This window comes from Psychrobacillus sp. OK028, assembly GCF_900103605.1.
Classification (GTDB): Bacteria; Bacillota; Bacilli; order Bacillales_A; family Planococcaceae; genus Psychrobacillus.
In genome coordinates this window covers 33,945-58,542 of sequence record NZ_FNHY01000001.1, presented here as the reverse complement: position 1 = coordinate 58,542, position 24,598 = coordinate 33,945, and the positions used below count along the sequence as shown (strand labels likewise).

Sequence of the window (24,598 nt, the reverse complement as noted above, 5' to 3'; positions counted from 1 at the left end):
TGGCACCAGGTTCTCTTTGAATTCAGAATTGTTCCAGAACCTGGTACCTGACAATAGTTGAGTAAAGGTCTCTTTTGAACCTAAAATACTTTAATTGTTATCTTTTTAGGAGATTAAAAACTACTTTTTAGCTCACATAAAAACCCTTAGCCGAATTTCGACTAAGGGTATTTGTATTACAGATTTTCTAGTAATTTGTATAACATTTTAGCAGCTTCTGCACGAGTTGCGTAATCTTTTGGTGCAAATACTGATTTTCCGTTTACAACTTTACCGTTGATAATACCTAGCTCTGCCGCTGCTCCAACAGATTCTTTTGCGTATCCGCTAATAGAACCGCTATCTGCAAACGTTGCTTTGCTAGCTTTTAGTACAGATGCATCATTGTACTTAATAGCACGAACGATCATCGTTGCCATTTGCTCGCGAGTAATTTTATCGTTTGGATTAAATTTCCCAGCAGAGCCTTCGATGATTCCTGCACGGTTTGCTGCTTCAATTTCTTGTGCACTCCACTTCATACTTGCTGATACATCTGCAAATACTCCTTGGTATTCTGCTTTTGGCAGATCAAGTGCGCGAGATAATAATACAGCGAATTGTGCTCTTGTAATTTGATCATTCGGACCAAAAGTTGTTTCAGTTGTTCCGCTGATGATTGATTTGGATGCTAAAGATTCGATGAAGTCTTTTGCAAATGAACCATTTAAATCTTTGAATGTTTTGTTGTTTTCCACTACTACGAATGTAGAGAAGTGATTTGTTTTGAACGTAACTTTCCCATCTGTATATTTGCTGTTCACGTATTCTAAAGAATTTGTTTTCTCGTTTACGTAGTAAGCTGCCACCTTGTCTGCATCTTTAATAGATTTAACAGGCACCGTTACTTGAACAGGTTTTACAAACTTTGTTACTTCTGTTGTTTTACCGTCTTTTTCAACAGTAATTGCTAGTGAATATGCGTCTGATACTTGTGTTCCATTACCCGGAATTTTCGTATCGCTTCCTAGTTTAAGACTAAAGCTTGTTGTTCCAGGATAGTTTTTCACAAGATCTTGTAAAACTTGTGAAGGAACTGTAACTGCAATATCTCCTGAACTTATTACTACTGCTTTTCCAGAAGTAGCAATTGCTTGAAGTGCAGTCGCTGGCAAGGTAGCTTTAAGTTCTGGTGTTTCTTTCGTTAAAGCTGGTGCTGTTACTTTAACTTCTTTTGCAGTTGGATCTGCTAATTGTTTTAAAATATCTTGTACGTCAATTACTCCATCACCTGGTTGTGCAGGTGGTGTTACCGGCGGCGTCACTGGTGGCGTTACTGGTGGTGTTACTGGTGGTGTCGATTGCTTAACAACTTCTACATTTACTTTTATAGAATCATTATTCTTGTTAGTTATAGTGATCGTTGTAGTACCAACAGCGATAGCCTTCACTAATCCATTTTTTACTGTTGCAATACTTTCATCTGCAACAGTATACGTAACTTCAGTAGTCACGTCTTTATCCGTTGCGTTGCCTTCGAATGTTGTTGTTTCTGTAACTGTAAGTTGTTCAGTTTTACCAGATTCGATTTTTAGATTTGTTTGATTAACTGATAATTTTACTACTGGTTTCGGATCTGGATCCGGTTCTGTTTCTTGTGGTTTTACTATTACATTTACAGTTGCATCATTTCCATCATAGGAAACCGTAATTGTAGTCGAACCTTCTCCTACTGCAGTTACTAATCCATTTGCTACTGTTACAATACCATCATCTGCAAAGGTATACGTTGCTTCTGAAGTCACATCATTATTGGTTGCATTACCTTCAGCTGGTGTTGACGTTTCTGTTACCGCAAGTTGTGCAGTTTCCCCAACTGTTAAGTCTAGCTCAGTTGGAGTTACAGAAAGCGTTAAAACAGGATCTGGATCTGGGTCTGATGCTTTTGCAGTTACATTTACAGTGACCTCATTTCCACCATATGAGACAGTAATTGTAGTCGTTCCTTCACCAACTGCAGTTACTAATCCATTTTCTACGGTTGCAATACTTTTGTTTGCAACTTCATACGTAGCGTCTGAAGTTACGTCTTTATCTTTTGCATCTCCATCTACAGGCGTCGACGTTTCTGTTACCGCGAGTTGTTTAGTTCCGCCAACTGTTAAGTCTAGCTCAGTTGGATTTACAGAAAGTGATAGAACTGGTTCTACTGCTGGTACCTCGTACACAACTTCAAATGATCTATTCGCTTTATTTCCAGCAGCGTCGTTTACAAAAATTGTTACTGAGTTAGCTCCGTCAGCAAGTCCAGTAACATCGAATGCAAATGAGCCATCTTGTGCAAGTGTAACAGGACCGCTTGATACAACATTTCCATTTTCATCTTTTGCTTCGAACGTTGTTGCAAGTTTCGTATTCACATTATATCCAAGATCATAAGAATCTAGTTCTTCCTGATAATCTATATACTTATCTACTACCTTACCTGTAAATGCATATGTGGATTCTTTGGCAATATGGGAAGCTGCTGATTCAATTACAGCAGGTGTGCTCTTAACGAATAGCGGTCCATCCCATTCCTCTATTTGTAATGCTCCTGCAAGACTAAATCCTGTGAAATCGACAGTATAAACACCATCAGGTATTGTTTCTAGACCTGTTCCACCCCACGGAGCATATTGTCCGGCAATATTCAAACTATAAGAACCTGCTTTTAGGCTAGAATTTGCGGAAAGATACCCAATATAACCATCTTCATAATAGCCACCTTCGGGATTCATAATGTCCCATAACTCAATATAATATTCTCCAATATTATTAAGTAAAGTAAAAATTAGTTTTCCTGAATCTTTTATACCATCGTTATTAAATGAAAGATCTGTTTCAGTCAAATTATATACACTCAATCCAGTTGCAGGTGCCGCTGGTGTAAAATCCGCAGCGAATGGTAGAGACAACTTTGTTGTTCCATTTGTTATATGGATATAACCTAATATTTCATTGCCAGCTGAACTTGCTCCTTTTGGAGCATTAAGTGTAACTTTTAGTGTTTGCTCATTTGATAAAGTGAATGCTGTTTTATCAACTGTCACTTTTGCTGTCGCTTGAGCTCCTTTTGCTGCTTTTGTTACTTCTACCGATACGCTGTAATCGCTATTTTTTCCAGAAATATTTTTTACTAAAATATCCTTCGTTATGGAAACATCTTGCGTTACTACTTGAGGAAGCTTGCCAAATGTGACTGTTCCTTTCAAGTTTGCTTCTGTTTTACCATTAGATACTACTGTATCTACCCCATATGCTAATGCTTCCGTATTAGCAGCTGCTAATGGTTGCACGCGACCTGGGCCTTGGTCAAAGACATTATAAGTGGTTTTATTCAGTTGCTTTGCTGTGTTAGAAATAGCTACTTTTACGTCGAAAGCGTTCCACTCAGGGTGCTTTTGTACAAGTAATGCAGCAATCCCAGCAATATGCGGAGTTGCCATACTTGTGCCAGTATAGCGCTCGAATGATTGAGCATATTGTGCATCTGGATAATCTTTACCATATGCCGCTACTGTAGACATGATATTTGTACCAGGAGCAGTTACGTCCGGTTTAATATCAAAATTTGGATTTGCCGGTCCACGAGAACTAGATGAATTAACTTCATCTCCAGCTGTTTTACTTTCTTTGAAATTGCTAAAGTTAACTGTCCCTGTTTTTCCTACTAACGCGTCGCGAAGGGCCTTTCCTTCTGTATAAGACATGTCAAACGCAGGAATGTACTCAAATGCATCACCAAGGAATACATTTGCTGGGCCAGGAGTACCTGAACCTCCGGCTGAGTTATGAATAAGCATAGCTTTTGCTCCAGCCTTTTTAGCTGCGGCAATTTTATCCACGAATGCAATATCTCCACGTGCAACAAGTACTACTTTGTCTTTCACATTAAGTCCAGTATAATCAGCATCTGCTCCAATATTAGGAACAGCCACTACATCATAATTACCTGTCAATGTTTGAGGAAGATTTGTCCCGTATATCCACCCCATTAATTTAATAGTGGAATCTTTTGTATAACTACCTGCTGTTACTTTAACTAGAGCATCATATTGTGTTTCTGGGTTTGTTGAGTTACCAACAGAGATTGCCATTGCAGCGGCAGATGGTGAACCAATTGTTCCACGATTCGGACCAGCATTCCCTGTCGCTACTACTGCCACAACTCCTGCTAGCATTGCATTATTAATTGCGATGGAGTCTGCAGATGTAGAACTGTTTGTAGTACTACCAAGAGATAGATTGATAACATCCATTCCATCTTTGACCGCACGTTCAATTCCTGCGATTACCCATGAATTATTACCACTTCCATATGCACCAAGCACACGGTAAGCATATATTTGAGCTTTTGGAGCAAGTCCTTTAATTCCGTACTCATTTTTACCAATTGCAGCTATTGTCCCTGCTACATGAGTACCGTGCGAAGTATAAAATGCATTTCCATCTGCATTAACTTCCGGTTTTGCCGCTGGTCTATCTAGTGGTGTTGTTTCATATGGATCGTCTGCTGATCGCGGACGTGCGTAATCTGTAGTGTTCGTATGCGGGACGAAATTTGCTCCTCCCTTATAAACTCCTTCGAATTCAGGATGTAAGTAGTCAATTCCTGTATCAACCACCCCTACTTTGACACCTTGCCCCTCAATTCCAGCAGACCAAAGCTGTTCCACCCCAAGGAAAGGAACACTTGTATTCATCGTCGCTTCTACTGTTCCTTCACTTGCTGAACTTGTATTGAATGCCTTTACCTCCACATCTGGTTCAACGGATACTACACCAGGTGATGTTAAAAGTATAGGAAGGTCACTCGCTTTAAGTGTTAACGCCATTCCGTTTAACACATTTGTGTATGCATATCCCTTTTTAAAGTTAATTTGTTTTTGTTGCAAATCCTTTTGAAACGATTGCTGTTGCGTTGATACCTTTGAAAGAACTGCACTCTCTTCATTTTTTGATAAAGAAAGCCCTTGAGCTGCCTTCATCCCTTTTACTAAGGAAACAGGGGGCTCAGAAAATTGAACGATTACAGAGACTAACTCATCTCCATTTTTGTTCAATAATTCTGGTTGGATTGCTGGCTCCTGATTTAAAACATTCAGCTGTTGTGCTACCAGTGATTTCATCTGGTGAATACTTTCATCCACTGGTGCTGATTTGAACGGTTTTGCTCCCGTATTTGCAGATGCAAACATAGGATTCATGAGTGAGAATACGAGCGCTAATACTAAGAAACTACTAAGAAACTTCAAAAACCTATTTGACCTCATAGTCGAAACCCCCTACTAATATTTCACATTCTAAAAACCTTTTAGGACGTGCTTTAAATTGTATGCAACTGTAGGACAAAATATGGTACAGAATTAGAATTCTATAAAAATAAATCCACTTCGGACTTTCGAAGTGGATTCCTCTTGTTATGAAGCTTTATTTGCTGTACTGTTTGTTTTCCAGATTAATTCCACCCATTCCGGATGATCGATAAACGGATTACGATTTCCTTGCCATTTTTGAATGACGTTATTACGATTGCGTTCAAATTCATCGACTGGGTCTTGCTCGTGCCATTTTAGTAGTGTCGAAAGTTTTCCGTGGTAGGGCGCACTTCCATTACCGAGTTTTTCGTTTAGCTCTAAATCTACTTTGTCTCCTTTTTCATAGCGTGTTGCCATGTAAAAAAGGATTCGTGCAACATCACCCTTTACACGATCCGGAGCTTCGAAAGAATTTGTCGTTTTTTTACATCCATTACATCCGCTAACGGCTGATCCTCCGTTATCAAAATCTAAGTTTCCTCTTGAACTATTTACTTGTACGTCGGTAGGTCTAAGATGGTGGATATCTGTTCCAGGTCCTTTAGTTGTGCCGAAGTCTCCGTGAGATTTTGCCCATGTGTGTTCTCGGTTCCACTGTCCCACATTTCCACCATTAGCAGTCTTAGAGCGTGATACGCCAGAGTAAAACAAGATGACATTGTTTTTGTTATTCGGGTCCTCATCTGTTTCACGTAATGCTTCCCATGCTTGGTCATAAGAAAGTTGAGCATTTTCGTCAATTATTTCATGTAATGCAACTTTTAACGCTTGACCTTCTTTACCAATAGCATCTTTATAATAGTCAGCGTTAGGAGAGTCAACAAAAGTTACAAGCACACTGAAGCTTGTCGTGACACTTTTTTCACCGTCTGTTGCAGTAACACCTACAATATGACTTCCTTCCGCAAGCGTTAGTTTTAACGTTGCCCCTTCTATCGTTCCTAACGTGGAAGAAAAAGTTAATACTTTGTTTTCTGGATCCGCGAAATGGTCTGTTAATAGAATCGAAATGGACTCTCCAGTTTTAACTGTTTGACTAGGAATATTTTTCTTTACTACTGGGGCTTGGTTTTCACCTGGTAAAGTAGGAGCCGCAATGGGCTCCCCTTTTGAATTAAAGAATTTAATATTTTTGCCATCTGCACCATTAATAAATTCAAATTCTTGAATATTTTCAGCGCCTCTAATTTCTTTCACGTTTGGACCATCAATAATCACTTTTTGAACATTAGTCCCTTTGAAATCCATAATTGCGCCGGCATTAGCTGGTTTGATTGTAACAGTTTGCTCGGCAAAGCCGTCACCGTGGAATTCTGCGTAATCACTTGTAACCAGAATGCCTTCCGTGATTTCTGATGCATCATCAAGTGTAATTGAAACGCTAGGTTTACCAATAATTAGTTTCTTTGTTTGAAGGTTTTTAATGTTGTATGTTTTTTCAGCTGTAATCGGTGTAACAATGTCTTTTGCCAATAAATCAATTTGAACCATTACCGGATCATGGTCACTTGCACGTCCTGCCATATCGGTAAAGTCTGCATTAATATGAAGAATGTCGATTTTCGTTTTATTTTCTAAATTCTTAGTAACTAAAATATGATCTAATACCTGTGAGTTTCCTTGATATAGGTATGTGTATCGATCTGGCGTTTCCACTTTGTTAATCATGTTGGTCATATGTTCACCTTCGTGAATTACAAGTGCATCGGCAAATTGATAATCGTTAAAATCACCTAGTGATACAACATTAGCTGCTGGGTTTTTCGTTTTAATATCTAGAACAAAGTCAGAAACAATTTTTGCAATTTTTTTACGTTGGAATTCACTATCGTATTTTGGCGGTTGAATAGATCCAAATAATGGTGTGTCCCCATTTTTTGAGTTCCAGTGATTTGCAATCACTACGACACTTTCACCTTTAAAATCAAATTGTCCTGCTAAAGGTTTACGACTGCTATTAAATGCGCTATTTGTTGGGTCGATACGACCTGGGTTAAGTGTTAGCTTACCGTCTTTGTAACCAACCGCTGTAGTAGCATTTCCAGCAGAACTTCCTTCTGTCAATTTTACTCGGTCGGGATTATATAGGAATCCAACACGAATATTTGCATTTGGTGCTCCGCCATCTTGGTTGTTTACTGGGTCAATATTTACATATTGATAGTTTGCTCCACCAGCAGTTTTAATTGCTGCAATAAGCCTTGCATAGCTTTGATCTGCCTTCGAATCTCCAGCGCTTTCTCCGTTATTATCCTGTACTTCTGTGACACCAACAATATCGGGACTCTGCATATCAGTAGCAATTGCTCTTGCTAGTTTTTGTGCTTTATCATCCGTAGTAGATGTTTTGTTATTCGAGAAGTTTTCCAAGTTATAAGAAGCAATAGTTAACTTATCATCTGCTTTTACAATAGTTGTTTTTTCCGGTGTTGCAGTTCCTTTTGTATGCGCAGCTTTCATTTCATTCAAAGAGACATAGATTTTAAAGTTTTGGAATGAATAGCCTACCACTCCCGTAATCGGCCCTTTAAATTTATCTCCAGTTGCTACTTCGAAATCACGCCCAGGTCCATTTGGCTCTAAACGGAATTGCACGCGGTTTGGATTTTGATTGTCCTTTTCATATAAAACTCCGCCATGAAGGGAGTTCGTTGGAGCTTTTTCCAAAACTGTGATCAAGTCACCATGCTCTTGAGGAGCCACCGCTTTCACATTTCCAACTTGCACGCGCATTCCTTCGATACTTTCCCAGAAATCGATTGCGTCCACTGTCGGATTAAAAACTGTAAGATTGTCGCTATCAATTTTTGCAAGAGACATTTTCGTTTCATCGATTAAGATTGGTGCTGGTAAAGCTACGCCTCTTTTTATTACTTCCACTTTTCCACCTTGGTCATTTCGCACATTGATTTGAGTAGTTTTCAAGTCTGTTGTTTGACGATCATCATATCCGTCGTATGCAAATTCACTTACTTTCCCTGTGACTGATACTAAATCACCTACTTGAATAGGCCACGTTTTTGTTCCGCTGTAAAGTAGAATTGCCTCAGAAGTGTTTGGATTTGTATCCGCTAACTCATCAGGTGTTTGGATATGATAGTAGGTTGCACCATTTAACAAAAACGAGTAAGTAACAATTCCTTGAATTCCTTCTACTGTTTTATTGTCAAAAGAAGTGAAATGTCCTGCTCCTTGAATATCATGAATTTGAAGACTATCGGTAATTGTATATTCGAATGATTTTACTTCACTAAAAGTACCATTTTGTGTTTTTACGACTGCTTTAAGTGTTGAATTTTTTGTGATATTAATTGGAGATTCATATTTTACACCAAATTCAATTGGATCTTTTCCATCAACCGTGTAAAAAATCTCCGACTTTGCCGTAGTTGTGGATAGTGTAACTGTTGTGCTTCCAATAAAAGTTCCGCTCCCCGGGTTTGCTGTAACAGGTTGAATGATGGAGCTATCCTCCACAATATCTGAAACCGAGCGTGGGATAATTTGATAATCAGCATCAAATTGTTGAACAATACCAGTAATGGATTCATATGTTTTTCCTACAACCAAACCTAGTGAACCGTTGTTTTCATCACGAACGATGAAGTTTGTAGTTCCATCTGTCGCTGTATAGTTTCCTGCATTTACTGCAGTTAGTGTAATTTGTTTTGCTTGAACAAGTTGGGATTCATTGTTTTCATTCACTTCTGCCCCTGTTACAACCTTAGGAGTTGGAGCTCCTACATTTTCAGTCTTCGCAACAATCGTTGCACTGTCTAATTGAAGAAGTCCTCTGAAATCTGCTAACTTACCAGTAAGTGTTACTTCATCACCTACAGTAGCAGCTAAACTTGTTGGACGTATTGCGATACCGCCCGTTGCATCTTGAACTGAAATTGTATTTTTCAAATTTGCAGCTACTATTGCTTTAATAGTAACTGTTTGACCAAGAGCTGTTTTGCGGGCTTCTGCAACGGACAACGATCCAGTTTCACTTATTACGGTATAAGTGAATGCAGAAATTGAACTGTTTACATAACCTTCTTTTACTGCGATTGCCTTGATCGTCATGTCTTTGTCAATGACTATTGGAGTTTCATACATAGTACTTGAGATAGTTGGATCAGACCCATCTGTCGTAAAGTAAATAGAAGCTCCATCTGTTTTTGTCGCTAATGTAACTTTCGTCCCTACTGGAACAGTCGACGATGGGATAGAAACAGTTACAGCCTCTACTTGAGTTTCTCCAGGTGGAGTATTTCCACTGTCCATCGTATGTGAGCCTAGATTCTCGAATGTATCGATACCATATTTAATCCATTCTAAATTTACATCATATGCATCACTTGTTATCTTATCTCCAGTAGTAATTGAGCTTTTCCTTACAAGGGTAACGTTTTCACCCCACATGATTCGCGCTCCTACCTGTCCAAACGAATCAATGACTTCATTGGATTTTTTTAAGACAATAGCATCGTCCCCATTAAAAGCCATGACAGTTGTATTACTTAAATTTCCCTTAGCCTTTAAATCGGCATTCGCGCTTCCATTAGTAATAACATAAGTCTTTCCAGTATCTAATTGACCTGATAAATTTAATTTGGTTGCTGTTGTTCCACCATTCGGGTATAACTCTAGTGAATATTTACTTAAATCAATTGCAGCATCTGTACCATTATAAAGCTCTAGAGCTTTGTTATTGCCGCTACCTTCAATATATTCAGAAATAATTAAGTCAGTTGCATTCGTAGCTGCTACTACCTTCGATGGCAACGCTGGAATTACTAGACCGGCTATTAAACTTGCTGATAATAAAGCATTTATGGGCCTCTTCCAATTCCTTTTACTCATCTATACAATTCTCCTTTTATAGGGATTTCTAGTAAAGTTATTGTGGTATTTACCAAGCTTTCTAATTTCTATTTGAAAGCTTGGTAGTTGGTATTAAAAAATTGTCTCTCCATCCACAATGATTCCATCAAGATCCAAGTTTTCTCCGTTTAACCCTGAAAGATCCAAATTGCCTTTAACCGTAATATTAGAAAGTGTTATATTATTAGATGGAGTACCTGTAATTATTAGGTTTCCTTTGATAACGGCATTTCCAAGGAAGGCCACATTTGTAACCGAAACGGTCACGTCGCCATTGTAGACTTTTGGTGCAATAGGTGTACCGGAGAAGTCTTTAGCAGGAATATCTCCACCAGGGTATTCATTGTCTGGCTTTTCATCCTTTACGTCGACAATGCGTCCTTCTACTTTTGGATCTACGTTGACTAGACTAACAAGATGCTCACGTAAGTTTTCCCAATCGGATAGACCTAGATCGGTTACTCTACCTTCTGCGTAGGCTTTTGCTAACACCGTATAGCCATCTCCACCTTTTGCAGTGAAAGCGTTTGTTGCCACTGTGTAGTTCTGGTCATTTTGAATATCCGTGTAAGTTCCATCGGTATTTTTATAAGCAATGGATACGACGCGTTGTCCAACAGGTTTGGTGGAATCATATTTTACTTTTGCACCTGATACATGAAGGAATCCTCCGTTTTCTTTTGGAGATTCTTTAAAGCTGATTTCAAATGCAGCTTTTATTTCTGCTCCAGTAAGCTTCATAGTCGCTAAAGTATTTCCGAATGGCAGTACAGTGATTACTTCGCCAACCGTAATAAGGCCTTGATCAATCGCAGCTCGGATTCCTCCACCATTTTGGAATGCCATAATCACGTCTTTGTTATACTCTCTCGCTTTTTTCAGCATGCCGTCAGTAATCAGATTTCCAAGGGGAGTTTCATTGCTTCGAACGCTTTGACCACCATTACTAGAACGAGGGTTATCTAAAGCATTCACTGCAGTAGCTCCAGTTGGCTCATTTTTGATGGAGTCAATTTTACTTGAGTATTTCTTCAACAATTCAGCTGCTGCAGGGTCTTCTGCTTTATCTGCAATTTTGATTAACTTTCCTGCATGTTCTACAATTACTCCGTCTTTATCGAATGTGACATCCAATGTTCCAAGAAAATCAGCATACTGGTAAGCTTGCACAATAAGTGTAGGCTGAGCATTTCCGTTAACTAAAACTGGTTTGTCTAATTGTGTATGGCTATGTCCTCCTACAATCACATCTATACCTTTGACTGCCTTAGCTAGTTCCATATCATTGTCCACTGCTGGATTGTCGTCATAGCCAATATGTGTGATGGCAACGATTTTGTTAACGCCTAGTTTCTCAAACTCAGCAACCATCTTCTTCGCATCTTCGATATAGTTCGAGAAGGTGATATTACCTGGACTAGAGATATCTTTCGTTTCAGCAGTTGTTAATCCGAAGATTCCTACTTTTTCTCCATTCACTTCTTTCACTATCCCAGAATAGATATTGGCTTTCTCAGGTTTTTCTGCAATTTTCGTATTGAACAAACCTGTAAACAACTCGTCTTTTGAAAAGTCAACGTTTGCTGAAACGAATGGGAAGTTTGCTGCTTTGATGAAATCTGCTAATGCTTTGTGACCTTCTGGCGATGAACCAAGATCGAACTCGTGGTTACCAAACGTCATTGCATCGACTTTCATTAAATTCATAAACTCTAAGTCTGCTAGTCCTTTAAATTCATTAAAATAGAGAGTTCCTGAGAAAACATCCCCAGCATCCAATAACAATGAGTTCGGTTTAGCAGCACGTACTTCATTCACCGCTGTCACACGTTTTGCAGCATTGTCCAGGTGAGCATGAGTGTCATTGAAGTGCATAATGGATAATTCAAAGTTTGCATTATTAATAGGAGTAACTGTAATCGCTTGTTCGACAGATTGGTTACTTAATGTGTGGGTAATGGTCACACTTGAGTCTGTTGTTGTTAGTATGGATCCATGTTCTTTACTAACTGTAATACCTTTTGCCGCAAAGTCTTCGTATCCAACATTTTCTGTCGTTTCATTTGATTTGGTTAAGGTGATGACTAAACCAGTTAAGTCCAGTGTGTCTCCTTCTTGATACGTTGTTTTTGTAGGTGGTGTGCTTATTGCTGCACCAGTTACTGTTACAGTTGCTGCTTCTACGGTTATAGCTTGTTCGACTGATTGGTTACTTAATGTATGGGTAAAGGTCACACTTGTGTCTGCATTTGTGAGTATGGACCCATGTTCTTTGCTTGCTGTAATACCTTTTGCTGCAAAGTTATCATATCCAATATCTTCTGTTGTTCCATTTGATTTAGTTAAGGTGATTACTAAACCACTTAAGTCCAGTGTATCTCCTTCTTGATACGTTGTTTTTGTAGGTGGTGTACTGATTGCTGCACCCGTCACATCCAGGATTGGATTTTCATCAACCTTTTCTAATACGGTTAACTCATAAGTGGCTACACTACTATCTTGTCCTTTGTTTAAAACAGTATAAGCTTTTAATGTCACTTTTCCTTTACCAAGTACAGGAATACTTACTTTACCGTCTTTTACGTCTACTGCATTCGACGTGGATGTAGGGTTACTGCCATCTAGCGTATAGTAGACTTTATTTCCCTTTGTTACAGTTAACTCAATTATATCTCCGGAGGTAACTGTAGTTTTGCCCGAATATATTGGGATAGATGCTGTTTCTGTTACTGGATTTTGACCGGGTCCCTCTATGCCATTTCCTGGGGGTGTACCTGGAATGGTAGTAGAGTTAGCTACACCATTTATCTTTTCGATATATCCTTTTACTTTGTCAAAGTTTTGAATGATATCTTTGGCTTGTGTTCCAGTTGGTAGTAGAAGGTCGCCAATTTTAGCATTTGTACCGAGCGTGATTTGTGCATTTTTCGATTGAACTTTTAGTTTTTCTACCTTAGCGTCTATTGTGCCTGAGGTAGTTCCCAGATTTAACTGGAGTGATGCTAATGTTATGTTTTTGATCATAATGAAATTGCCGTTAGTTGAAAGTTCACCATTAAATATATCGCCTTTTCCATCCAGTACGAGGTCGTTGTTAGCAGTTCCGCTTGCTTGCATTTCAATATGACTAATATTTTCTATTTCCTTGCCTTTCACTGTGTACTTTATATGTGAACCCTTCAATATTGGTAAATTGGATTCGCTTAATATGTTAGCCAAACTTTTAGTGATTGCGTACGTTCCATCTGAAACTGTTAGTTCATTATTGGAGATATTTTGTATAATAGTCGCTTCTTGTTTTTTGGCAAGTTCCGTTCTGTAAATAAAGGAAGCAGCTTGTCCACGTGTGACATTTGCATTTGGATCATACATGTTTGCAGTCTTACCTGTTGTGATTTTATTGGAAAATAAAGTTTGAATATAATTAGCATGCCACTCATTTTTTTTCACATCATCAAATGGTAAGTTACTAAACTTCTCTTCTTCAAACTTAAAACCTTTTACTAGTATCTTTGCCATTTGAGCTCGTGTTAAATTTCCATCTGGATTGAATGTATTATTTTCATAACCGTTTAAAACGCCAGCCTCTACGAGCGCAGCAATCGCTTTATAGCTTGGATGGCTTGTGCTCACATCATTGAATCCAGGATCTTTAACGTTCTTTGTATTTAAGCCTAAAGCAAGCGCCATGATTTTCGCCGCGTGTGCTCTGCTAATATTTTCGGATGGTCTAAATGTACCATCCCCATAACCGGTAATTATTCCTCTGGCTGTTAAATTCTTCACTGCTTCATAGAAATGTTGAGATGCTTGTACATCGGAGAAAGATTTTTCTTTCACATCCGCTGCAATTGCATTAGGTGGTGACAATGATACAAGTGATCCAGTTGCTAAAGCCATTGCCAGCACTGCTTTATATGTCCGTTGTCTTAGCTTTCTGCTTTCTTTCATAAACTAGCCTCCTATTAATCTATAATTGCATTGAGGGACACCAAATTTCTGATACCTTTCACGATATGTTAGGTAGTAGATAAAGATTCCTACTTACTTGGGAGGAAGATTATCTTTTTCTACTTTTATGGGTTTTTGAGAATTTGAAGGCACTTTATAGATAAAATTGATCGATTAGACGAAAAATTTAAACGTTCCATTTTAAGAAGTGATTTTATTAATACACTTGCCTTAAAGGAACTGTTCAATCCACTCGTATTGAAGGCACTCAAGTTACCTTTACAGATATGGTTGAACAGACAAATAAAGTAAACGCAAAATGGGAGCATATTGAAGTTAACAATTATCAGCAACGAGAACTTCGCGGTTTTTTACTGGAGGGTGCACGAGGTACAAAAGTTGCACGCGAGGAGTTTAGTAAAATATATCAGTCGATATCCTAGCTTTAAACTCTGTTAATGAAATGTTTAAAAATGAGGAAATTACTCAAGTATTTGATCATATTGACACTGTACCTTTTGTGAATTTAGCTATTAAAGCTTTCTTTGTTCCATCTAGTTACTTGTTTAATATGTTACCTAATTGCTAATCATCTAGAAAAAAGTTCATGTAAATTTTAGACCTTTCCATTCCAGGATGAAATAAAAGTAACCCACCAAGTATCCGTATAGAAACCTATACATCTAATCGGTGGGTTGCTTTACCTCTTTTTATTTTCTGTTTTTCACTTCTTCTTGTTATTGGCAATTTAATACCAAAAGCATTCCATCGGACCCCCTAGACAAAGGTTGTACACAATTTGGTCATTTTCATAGACCTCTCCTCTTTTGATGAGGCAAATGAAAATGGCTTCATGGAAAGTGGCTTCTCTTCTTCTCAATTGATTACTTATGGAGACAGTTCGGATGAAAAAGCGGTAGAATTTGTTTTAGGCAAAAATGTTCAATTTAAAGTGTTTTTATTACAGGAACGCATCACTTAAAAGTAAGAAAAAAAGCGCAATCCTAATAGGACTACGCTTTCTTCTTTCCTTAATGAAGGAATACACTCGGAAAATTTGTTATGTTGCTTAAACCGTAACTGACAATATCTGCATTTATCTCGTCAGTGCAGTTATGTTGCCTGATATAAAACCATCAGACATTGAGGTGCACTTCCACAAAAAAATTTTCTTTCACTTACAGGTAAAGCGCGTTGGAACGAAGCCTAAATATATCGGTTCCCGACGAGAGTACCTTTCGTCAGTAAAACAAATTTTCCACCAAGGCTGTGCAAATCATCCATTGGAGTCTCTTGTAAACCCATAGTTTACCAGTCCCTTCCTATGATAGCTCCGCCTTTTAAACCGCACATCCCATGTGAATTCACCTCCTTTCTACATGTAACCTGAATCTTTAAGTGAACGGGAATTTTCTTCACACAAAATTAGATGATCCAAAATTTCAATCCCCATGATGTGACTAGCTTCTACTAATCTCTTAGTAACCTATATCTTCAGAACTTGGTGAACTACATTCGATGGATGATTGTGCCCAACAATGCACGAATAACTATTACTCAAAATAGCCGGTTTCAGCACCTCTCTAGGAGGAACTATGCTAGAGTTAAGGCTGCCAATATGAACTGTCTGAATGCAAGTTGGCTGATTCTTCGTGTACATTCACAGGACCACAAAGTGCTCAAGATCTACTTTACTTAAAAACTCTTTCATTAATAAATAAGCATCAAGTGGGGAACGAATGCGACGATTTTTGTACAACATCGTTTTCTCCCTTACTAACTTCACACTTACAACGTTCACTCGCTTCGCTGGCTCATGTTTCTCCTCTTTCACTACATCAACAAATGGCAACCATAACTGTTCAGCGTAATCATGCTTTCTCATTTCACATTCCTCCTAAAATAAAAATAGCCCTAATCCTTCGAAATGAATTAGAGTTGGGAAATTAGAACTAATCTATGAATATAATATATGGTTGAAGTCTTTATTATTTCACTTTTAAGCAAAAAAAAGAGCTACCGCTATTGCGATAACTCCCATTACTATAGTTCTGTAACAGATTAGCGGTACTAATCTTGATTATATCTTCAAATTTCTTAGAAGAATCGTACAACTCCATGTTTTAGTATAAAATGTGTGCCAAAATCTAAGGATTGAGCTGTTAAATTTTCTTCCTTTTTAAATAAACTTGCCCATTCCATTCCTGCCACGTCTGCTAAATTTTTATTTTCAAACGTTTGAGCTTCTCCCTTTTTCGGAGTTACCACTAATACTGCTTTTGTTGGTTGTTTGGTTTGATTTTCTGACCATTCTCCAAATTCCCAGTACTCATCTGTCAATGCATCAAATGCGAACGGTGTACTAAACTCTCTTGTTCCCGCTTCATATAACGATGCGTGTTCTGACAATACTGCTGTATTAGTTACTAATTTTTCAGTTCCTGAATACAACTCCACTTCAATCGATTCTACATCTTCGAAGTTCAAGCCTTCTTTTAGAGTCCAACCCACATTTACACCTTTGTAATCTGATCCTTTGTGAGTATTAAAGTTACTCATTGTCGCTACATGCGCTGGAATTTCTTGAGGGAATAAACTTGCCCATTCCATTCCTGCCACGTCTGCTAGATTTTTATTTTCAAACGTTTGAGCTTCTCCCTTTTTCGGAGTTACAACCAATACTGCTTTTGTTGGTTGTTGGGTTTGATTTTCTGACCATTCTCCAAATTCCCAGTACTCATCTGTCAATGCATCAAATGCGAACGGTGCACTAAACTCTCTTGTTCCCGCTTCATATAACGATGCGTGTTCTGACAATACTGCTGTATTAGTTACTAATTTTTCAGTGCCTGAATACAACTCCACTTCAATCGATTCTACATCTTCGAAGTTCAAGCCTTCTTTCAGAGTCCACCCCACATTTACACCTTTGTAATCTGATCCTTTGTGAGTATTAAAGTTACTCATTGTCGCTACATGCGCTGGAATTTCTTGAGGGAATAAACTTGCCCATTCCATTCCTGCCACGTCTGCTAAATTTTTATTTTCAAACGTTTGAGCTTCTCCCTTTTTCGGAGTTACAACCAATACTGCTTTTGTTGGTTGTTGGGTTTGATTTTCTGACCATTCTCCAAATTCCCAGTACTCATCTGTCAATGCATCAAATGCGAACGGTGCACTAAACTCTCTTGTTCCCGCTTCATATAACGATGCGTGTTCTGACAACACTGCTGTATTAGTTACTAATTTTTCAGTGCCTGAATACAACTCCACTTCAATCGATTCTACATCTTCGAAGTTCAAGCCTTCTTTCAGAGTCCACCCCACATTTACACCTTTGTAATCAGATCCTTTGTGAGTGTTAAAGTTGCTCATTGTCGCTATATTCGCTGGAATTGTTGACGCAGGCTGGTCACTACCACTATCTCCAGGCTGCTGAGGTGTTGTCCCAGTGTTTCCGCCAGCTGGTGGTGTTACAGGTGCCACATCAGGGTTTGGTTTTCCACCAATTTCTTCGATTTGGCCTTTTATCTCACCAAAGTTACTGATTACCTCTGATGCATTCGCCCCTGCAGGTAATACAAGGTCTACAATCGCCAATCCTGTTCCTAGTGATAATTTAGAATCTTTATTTCCTAGATTTAGAGATTCAATTTTAGCTGTACCGTTTAATGTGAAGTTTAATGCATTTACTAAAAAGGTTTTTGTTGCTGCGTTTAAGGTTACTTCTTTTGCATTTATACCAGCAGATACACTTGGAATAGTGATGTTTTTGTCAGCTGTTACTGTAGCATTAGCATCTACATTAATGGAATTAACTGTTGAACTTCCTGTTAAGTTTAGTGCTGAATTCAATTTGTTAAGGAAAACTTTGTCTAGTGTTGAATTAGAGAAAGTAATTTTTGCTCCGACTGGCAATGCAGCTGCAGAAAAACCTGTCGATTTGTTTGAAACCTCTGTGTTCCCTTTTACGACAACCTTGTCTGCTAGGAAGCTGTTTACTACTCCATTACCAAGTACTAAGTTACCACTGATTGTAAGGTTTTTAACTGTTACGTAGTCTCCGTTAACCCTTACATCACCAACAAGAGTAGAATTTCCACCATCTAGTACGACATTGGTAGTTTCTGTTCCATTCGCAGTAATTTCAAGTGATTTTACTGCAACGATTAGACCCTCTTTAGCAGTAAATTTAATAGTGGCATTTTTTAGAGCTGTTGCATTTGTTTCATTAAATATTTTTTTCAAATCCTCAGCAATTGTGTATGTTCCTGTAGATGTTTCTACAGCGTTATTTGTGACACTTACAACTCTTATTGGTTTTGCTGCTGCTTCCGCACGGACTACGAATGTAGCAATTTGACCACGATCTACAGCTAAGTCAGGTGAGAATAATGTTGTGGTAGTCCCTTTAGTAACATTATATTTTACAAGCGTTTGTACGTATCCTTTATACCAGTGTGAATCATTTACGTCTTTAAAATTAATTAATGCTTTATTTTCTTCTGGAAGGTTAAAAGCTATAGAGATAATTTTAGCCATTTGACTACGTGTTAATGTTTCTTCCGGGCGGTAAGTATTATCTTTATAGCCAGTGATAATTTCATTTTCGATAAGTGCAGCGATAGGACCATAAAATTGGTTACTTTTACTGACATCTTTAAAGCCTGGATCTTTTACTTTTTCCGTATCTAAATCTAAAGCATTAGCAATAATTTTTGCAGCTTGTCCACGTGTTACTGAAGTATACGGTTTAAAAGTACCATCTTTAAATCCATCTATAACTCCTCTATCCGCTAACTCCATTACGGAGTCATAGTAGACACTTGAATTATTTATATCTTTTAACTTTGCAGTTGCAGCAGCTGCTCCAACTGGTGTTACCATAACTACTGTACCTGTTACTAAAGATGCAGCCATTGCAGCTTTAAAAAGCTTTTGTTTTGAAGATGTGTGTTTTTTCATTCCATTTCCTCCTTTTTTTACCTTTAAAGTGATTGAAAATTACTAATAATTAAATCATAACATAGTAGATTTGTAAGTAAATTGGAATATTTTTTAGCAACGTTTTTATACTATTGCCTATAAATATTAATATAAAATAGGAACATTCAGAATTATTTAAATTCTAAAGGCACTTCTTCATAGATACTGTATTTAGGTAATTATAACTATTTTCACTAAAATTTTATTACTCCAATAAATAGTTTACTTTTCTCGATGATTCTCACCGAGATTTAATATTTGCAGAGGATGATACAATATTTTACAAATTATTATAAAATCTTAAATATATATTTTCTTGTTGAAAATTAGACTATGGATTTTATGTGAAAAATGAACTTGTTAAAAAACACCAGAACATTATTGTTCGATTGTAAGGAATTAGCTAGTTAAAATAGGTAGAGGTCCATCAGTGCACCTACACTCTTTTCCTCCAAAATAAAAAACTCGAACAGCCCCCTTATTAGTGGCCATTCGAGTTCGGTTTTCTATAAATCTACTTGTTTAATGTTCTGTACAAGAATACGGAAAAGTCTACTCTTGTGATGTATTGAGCTGGACCAAATTTTCCTTTTCCGATACCTTGCGTAATGTCGTTTTTAGCTAGCGAGTTAATGGCATCGTAAGCGAAACTGCCTTTAATGTCCGAGAAGTAGTTTGTGTCGCTAAGTGGTAGTTTGAATCCACGTTGCAGGATTGCTGCCATTTCTGCACGAGTTAATTTGCCACTTGGGTCAAACTTCGCACCACCATCTTTCCCTTTGATGATACCTGCGTTTGCTACTGCTGCTACTTCCTCGTAGAAGTTAATACCTGCTGGCATGTCGCTGAATCCAGGATCTTGGACATTTGTAGTAGGTAGATCAAGTGCACGAGCAAGTAGGATTGCTCCTTGTAAACGGGTTAGTTCTTGATAAGGACCAAATTTACCATCTTGATATCCTCCAATTACTCCTTTGTTTACTAAGTCTGCAATTTCTTTTTCAGCACGGAATGTTAATCCTGTATCTTTGAATAGGGCCTCTTTATATGAATCTGTGTAAATAGCTTTTACATCATCGATCAAAATAGTTCCAGCTGTTTTTGTTGTTCCTGATGGTTGAGCAATATAAATTTGTTCTAGTTTTACTGGTGCTGTAACACCCGTAGGAATGTCAGCTTTAACGAAGTTCCACCCCTTCCACTTCAGACCGTTTTCTTCTGTGAAATTAATCGTATGTTCTGTACCTTTTCCATCTACTATTTTTCCGCGGACCCATGAATTACTTGCATCTCCGTATAGACGCATGCCAATTTGTACGGGAACATCCCCTGTAGAGATCGTTTTCGCTGCATTAATATAGGCTGCAGAGGTTCCTGTTTTATTTAAGAAATTGTATTGAAGTTTTAAAGCTCCTGAACCTTCATAAGGGATTTCCTTGGTACTATTTTTTGCAATGGATGCTGTTCCTTCTGCTGCTGATGCAGTCCAGTTCGTGATACTGTCCATTGAGTCCAGTTGTACAGTTGTCCCACTTACAGTTACAGGAATCGATACAGTTTTACCACCTAGCGTTGCTGTCACTGCTCCTTTTGCTTCCTTGTTTGTAGCAGTGAATTGCCCGCTTGCTGAGATTGTACCAATTGCTCCCGAGACTCCCCATTTAATAAGCGAAGAATCGAAAATTATTTTACGATTTTGTGCATCGTAAGCATTTACGGAGAAATCTTTTTTAGCATTCATTCGAATTGTTGCACTTGCTTCTGATGGTTCGATTTTTGTTACATTTTCTACTACTTCAAATGGGATAGCTTTTATTGCTGTACCGTATTTCACATCAATTGTACCTTTACCTGCTTTTGCTGCTGTGAAGTTCATACCACTTGGTGTTACTAATGCCGATGAGATAGAAAATGCTTTAGCATCTGTTGTTAATGGATTGTAGTATTGGTCCATAACGTTGCCTGTTTTTACTGATCCTTTTGTTCCTTTTAAATAGACTCCAGCTTTAGAAAGTTCTGCTGTAATATACTGTGCATTTCCTTTTGGTGCAGTTGAAAGAGCATATAAAACAGTGGATACTGCTCTTTCTGTACCATCGGAAGGCTTGTTAAACAATGACACGTTCGTGTCACCTGGCTTACGAACTGCCATTGCAGTCGATCCACCACCGTCTAAGTTAAGTGCACGATAAGCACCCATGGATTTTAGATATTGAGCAAATTCATTTAAACTCATACCAGTACTATAGCCGGATTGGCGTCCATCCACTGTTACCATCCAAACTTTTGTACCTGTTTTGTCAATGGCAATCGCCGTTCTTGGTGCACGTTCTCTTGCTTTACTAGAATTAGGATCCATTGATAGACCGACATTTCCATCTTTCACTAGCATTGGACCTGATGTCAACATGAATGAAGCACCCATCCACATTTGGTCGATACCTGTATTTATAGTAACAGGGTCACCTATATTCATTTTTTTCAAATCTTCCATTGCTGTTCCGTGTGCTGAAAGTACAAAGCCGTCAGCTGGAATTTTCGTTACTTCGTCTGTGCCGTATGGACGAATATGAGAAACTGTACCCGTCAAGGTCTCTCCAAATTCCAAATCTACCGCTCCAGGTACCCCCGAAATTACTACTTCCATTCCAAAAGGATTTGTTTTAGTAGTTCCTCCTGGGAAGATTGGTGTAAATAAAATGGTATTGTCGTTCGTACGTTGTTTGTTTGTACTCGTAATTTCCGTTGTTATTCCATTATGTGTGTAAGCCAAATCTAAATTATATGTATCTATTTTAGCTTTACCGTTCGCATCGATACCAAATGCAAGTGGCTCGTTCACGTATTGATCTTTTCCAGATGCAATAATTCCAGCATTGACTAGCTTATTGCGATAAGAGATTAAATACATAGGCAGAAGGTCCCCACTGAAAAACGACCCATTTATAGCTCCAGCTACTTGCTGTCCGGGTCCAGTATATGCATTTGCCTGTGCCGTTACTCTAGCTAATCTGTTTAGTGGATTAGGTATACCAACATCCACTTTTGTATAGGGATCATTTAAATTAGTTGTTAATACTCGAATGGCCTGTGGGTTTTGAGAAACTGTTTCTTGCTTGTACTCATAGTCTACGCCTCCTGAAATTTTCTGCTGATCAACAACTGCAGCAGATGTGGTAACTGGAAGTGCAAGCAATAGAACCGTGACTAGTAGTAGTTTTGTCGAATTAAGAATTTTTTGCATGTAATAAATGGTCCTCCTCTTCTAATCTATTACTATTATAACTTCCAAGTAGTTTCCATTCATCGAACATTCGACCCTTTTTTATGGAAATTTTAAATTTGTTGGAATTGGAGGAGTTGTGATTGTTTGTGGGGTGTTTGGAGTCTAATGGTAAATAATTACTATAGTATCCATATATAGCGCAGCAGTTTGTGTATAGCCCAAACTTTTGTGAATATAGCCCATAAACCCGTTAAGATAGCCCTTAAGTAGACCAATATAGCCCATAAACAACTTTTTGAGCGAAAAAAAGCCCTATAGAGAGTTAATCTCTACAAGGCAACAATTTTATTGTACTGGGAAGAATGTTTCGGTTAGTTGTTTGTACCAGTTTTGATATACGGGATATGGGAATGTTGCCATACGATATATCATGTTACGGTCCTGGTAAAAGATCATACCTTTTTTAGAGAGTTCGTAGCGTTTTGCGAAATCCATGTATAGATTAAAAGCTTCGACTCCTTGCTCTGCTTGCTCAGGTGTTCCGTATGAGTTTATCTCCATGGTGATGCCACTGCCGTATATTTGAGCATTTACAAATGCACGATGGAGTCGTTCAGTTTTATTAGCAACGTTGGTTCTGAATGCGTTTGGTTGTAAAAATGCTGCATCAAATCCATAATCTCTCCACTTTTTGAAGTTTGTGGAGGTTGCATGTGGCGCGTATATGAAAAATAGATCTTTTTCTTGAATTTTGCTTGCCAGAGAAGATATGATTACTTCATCTTCTGTTACCTTTACTGTCTCATTCATCCAATAGAAACCTTTAAAGTTTAGGCTGCTATAGTTACTTTGCTGCATTTTGTTCATCACCTGATCAACATACCATTTAGCTAAGTCATAGCGTGAATAGACATCATTGGTTAATGATATGCCATCTAGTGTGACGATGTCCTCGGTGCGTTTTGGATATGGTATTGCTATATATACATCCGCTTTTTGGTTATTATAACTTGCAGCAATATTTAGGTTATTTAGGGCCCCATTACTTGCAAATGTTCTATCTAGGTATCCTTGAAACTCTGCATAGTTTGCATTGTTTAAAGCTGTTTCTGCAAATTGACCCCCATCATAGCGTATTCCTAGCACAATAAATGTGTCGAACATTGTTTGACTGCTACCTGCTGGAGTCTGATAAGAAAGATAAGGTCTGAAGAATTCCGGCGTGAATGAATCATTTTCTCCGTAGCCATTGTATATTAACGCGCCGGCTTTTATACCTGTTTTATCGTTATTTGCAATTTCCTGCGAGAAGGACATAAATTTGTGGCTAGCAGGATGTACGCTGCTTCCCTCATAGTAGTTAGCATGTTCAATCGCAGTATCTAGTGATTGCACCGTTTCTACAATTTCCCCGTTGACTTTGATTTCATAGGCGATCGGTTGATGAAAAACTCGAGACAAAAATGCACTAAATTGTGCACGTGTTACCTTTTCTAATGGTCGATACGTTTTGTCGTTATAGCCCTCAGTTACACCATGATAAAGAATGGCGTCTATATACGGGTAGTAGGAATCTTCTATTGGAACATCGATGAAATAGGAGTTTCCATCTCCTTCATATCCGAATGCTGTTGCTAGAGCTTTTGCCATTTCGTCTCTAGTCAGCACTGCATCGGGTTGAAATTTTCCATCTGTGGTTGAGAACCAACCACGAGACATCGCCATTTCTACTTCCACATATCCAGGTGATGTTACAGTCATATCTGCTAAAGATACTTCCTGCTCTCCTAGTTCCTGAAGCTCTAAGGCTCGAACCATCATGACGGCAGCATCTTTTCGTTTAATCGTTACGCCTGGTTGAAACTGTTGGTTTTGGAATCCTTTAATGACATTATGTTTAGATAAAAAGTTAATGTCGTTGTATGCCCAGTATGTATAATTGACGTCTTTGTAGTAATTCGCTTGTGCTGATGGTACTGAAATCCCAAGGCCCAATGCAAAAACTAGTATAAATAATAGTACGGTTTTAGTAAATTTCATGTTGTCCCCCTTAAATCTTACAGTGCATCCTTATTATCTCAATACTTTTATACTATGTAAAGGGAACTTTATCCCTAAAAAAATAGGTGTGTGGGGCTAAAAATTGTGTGGGATCTCATTTTTAAAGGGGGTGCCGTAATCGTATAGGTTAGTGGGTCTCTTGTATAAACACTTTTCTCTCTCG

The 24,598-nt window shown here is 38.2% G+C and carries 8 protein-coding genes and 1 pseudogene; 1 reads left to right on the top strand and 8 read right to left on the bottom strand.

The features are described 5' to 3' along the window. Positions 1–176 precede the first annotated feature (176 nt). The 3 genes from BLR36_RS00150 to BLR36_RS19190 all read right to left on the bottom strand — a co-directional run bounded on the left by BLR36_RS00150 (position 177) and on the right by BLR36_RS19190 (position 14,162). Positions 177–5,294 (bottom strand): S8 family serine peptidase, encoded by a 5,118-nt coding sequence (locus tag BLR36_RS00150; protein WP_093059192.1) that lies wholly within the window; start codon positions 5,292–5,294, stop codon positions 177–179. A 147-nt stretch (positions 5,295–5,441) separates the two neighbouring features. After that, entirely contained in the window at positions 5,442–10,190 is a 4,749-nt protein-coding gene (locus BLR36_RS18905; RefSeq protein WP_093059190.1) for an endonuclease, read from the bottom strand. A 93-nt stretch (positions 10,191–10,283) separates the two neighbouring features. Further along, positions 10,284–14,162 carry an S-layer homology domain-containing protein gene (locus tag BLR36_RS19190; RefSeq protein WP_093059188.1) on the bottom strand — a complete coding sequence of 1,293 codons (3,879 nt, stop codon included), beginning with the start codon at positions 14,160–14,162 and terminating at the stop codon, positions 10,284–10,286. A gap of 799 nt (positions 14,163–14,961) precedes the next feature. Between BLR36_RS19190 and BLR36_RS00135 the strand changes: the two genes are divergently transcribed. Then, positions 14,962–15,144, top strand: coding sequence for a hypothetical protein (locus BLR36_RS00135; RefSeq protein WP_093059186.1), 183 nt, complete (start codon positions 14,962–14,964; stop codon positions 15,142–15,144). 393 nt (positions 15,145–15,537) lie between these two features. Here the strand turns inward: BLR36_RS00135 and BLR36_RS19185 are convergent. The 5 genes and pseudogenes from BLR36_RS19185 to BLR36_RS00115 all read right to left on the bottom strand — a co-directional run bounded on the left by BLR36_RS19185 (position 15,538) and on the right by BLR36_RS00115 (position 24,414). Continuing rightward, a pseudogene (locus BLR36_RS19185) lies at positions 15,538–15,822 on the bottom strand (JAB domain-containing protein). Further along, positions 15,823–16,047 carry a hypothetical protein gene (locus BLR36_RS19180; RefSeq protein WP_371326686.1) on the bottom strand — a complete coding sequence of 75 codons (225 nt, stop codon included), beginning with the start codon at positions 16,045–16,047 and terminating at the stop codon, positions 15,823–15,825. Between the two features lie 212 nt (positions 16,048–16,259). Continuing rightward, positions 16,260–19,127 (bottom strand): S-layer homology domain-containing protein, encoded by a 2,868-nt coding sequence (locus BLR36_RS00125; protein WP_093059184.1) that lies wholly within the window; start codon positions 19,125–19,127, stop codon positions 16,260–16,262. Between the two features lie 535 nt (positions 19,128–19,662). Next, complete coding sequence (locus BLR36_RS00120) at positions 19,663–22,392, bottom strand: phosphodiester glycosidase family protein (RefSeq protein WP_093059182.1); 2,730 nt, start codon at positions 22,390–22,392, stop codon at positions 19,663–19,665. 327 nt (positions 22,393–22,719) lie between these two features. Beyond that, a complete protein-coding gene (locus tag BLR36_RS00115) occupies positions 22,720–24,414 on the bottom strand; it encodes a DUF4855 domain-containing protein (protein ID WP_093059180.1) in 1,695 nt (564 codons plus the stop codon). Positions 24,415–24,598: the final 184 nt, after the last annotated feature.

Coding starts and splice junctions, on each gene's coding strand:
- BLR36_RS00150 (WP_093059192.1), bottom strand. CDS start 5,294: ATGAGGTCAAATAGGTTTTTGAAGTTTCTTAGTAGTTTCTTAGTATTA.
- BLR36_RS18905 (WP_093059190.1), bottom strand. CDS start 10,190: ATGAGTAAAAGGAATTGGAAGAGGCCCATAAATGCTTTATTATCAGCA.
- BLR36_RS19190 (WP_093059188.1), bottom strand. CDS start 14,162: ATGAAAGAAAGCAGAAAGCTAAGACAACGGACATATAAAGCAGTGCTG.
- BLR36_RS19180 (WP_371326686.1), bottom strand. CDS start 16,047: ATGAGAAAGCATGATTACGCTGAACAGTTATGGTTGCCATTTGTTGAT.
- BLR36_RS00125 (WP_093059184.1), bottom strand. CDS start 19,127: ATGAAAAAACACACATCTTCAAAACAAAAGCTTTTTAAAGCTGCAATG.
- BLR36_RS00120 (WP_093059182.1), bottom strand. CDS start 22,392: ATGCAAAAAATTCTTAATTCGACAAAACTACTACTAGTCACGGTTCTA.
- BLR36_RS00115 (WP_093059180.1), bottom strand. CDS start 24,414: ATGAAATTTACTAAAACCGTACTATTATTTATACTAGTTTTTGCATTG.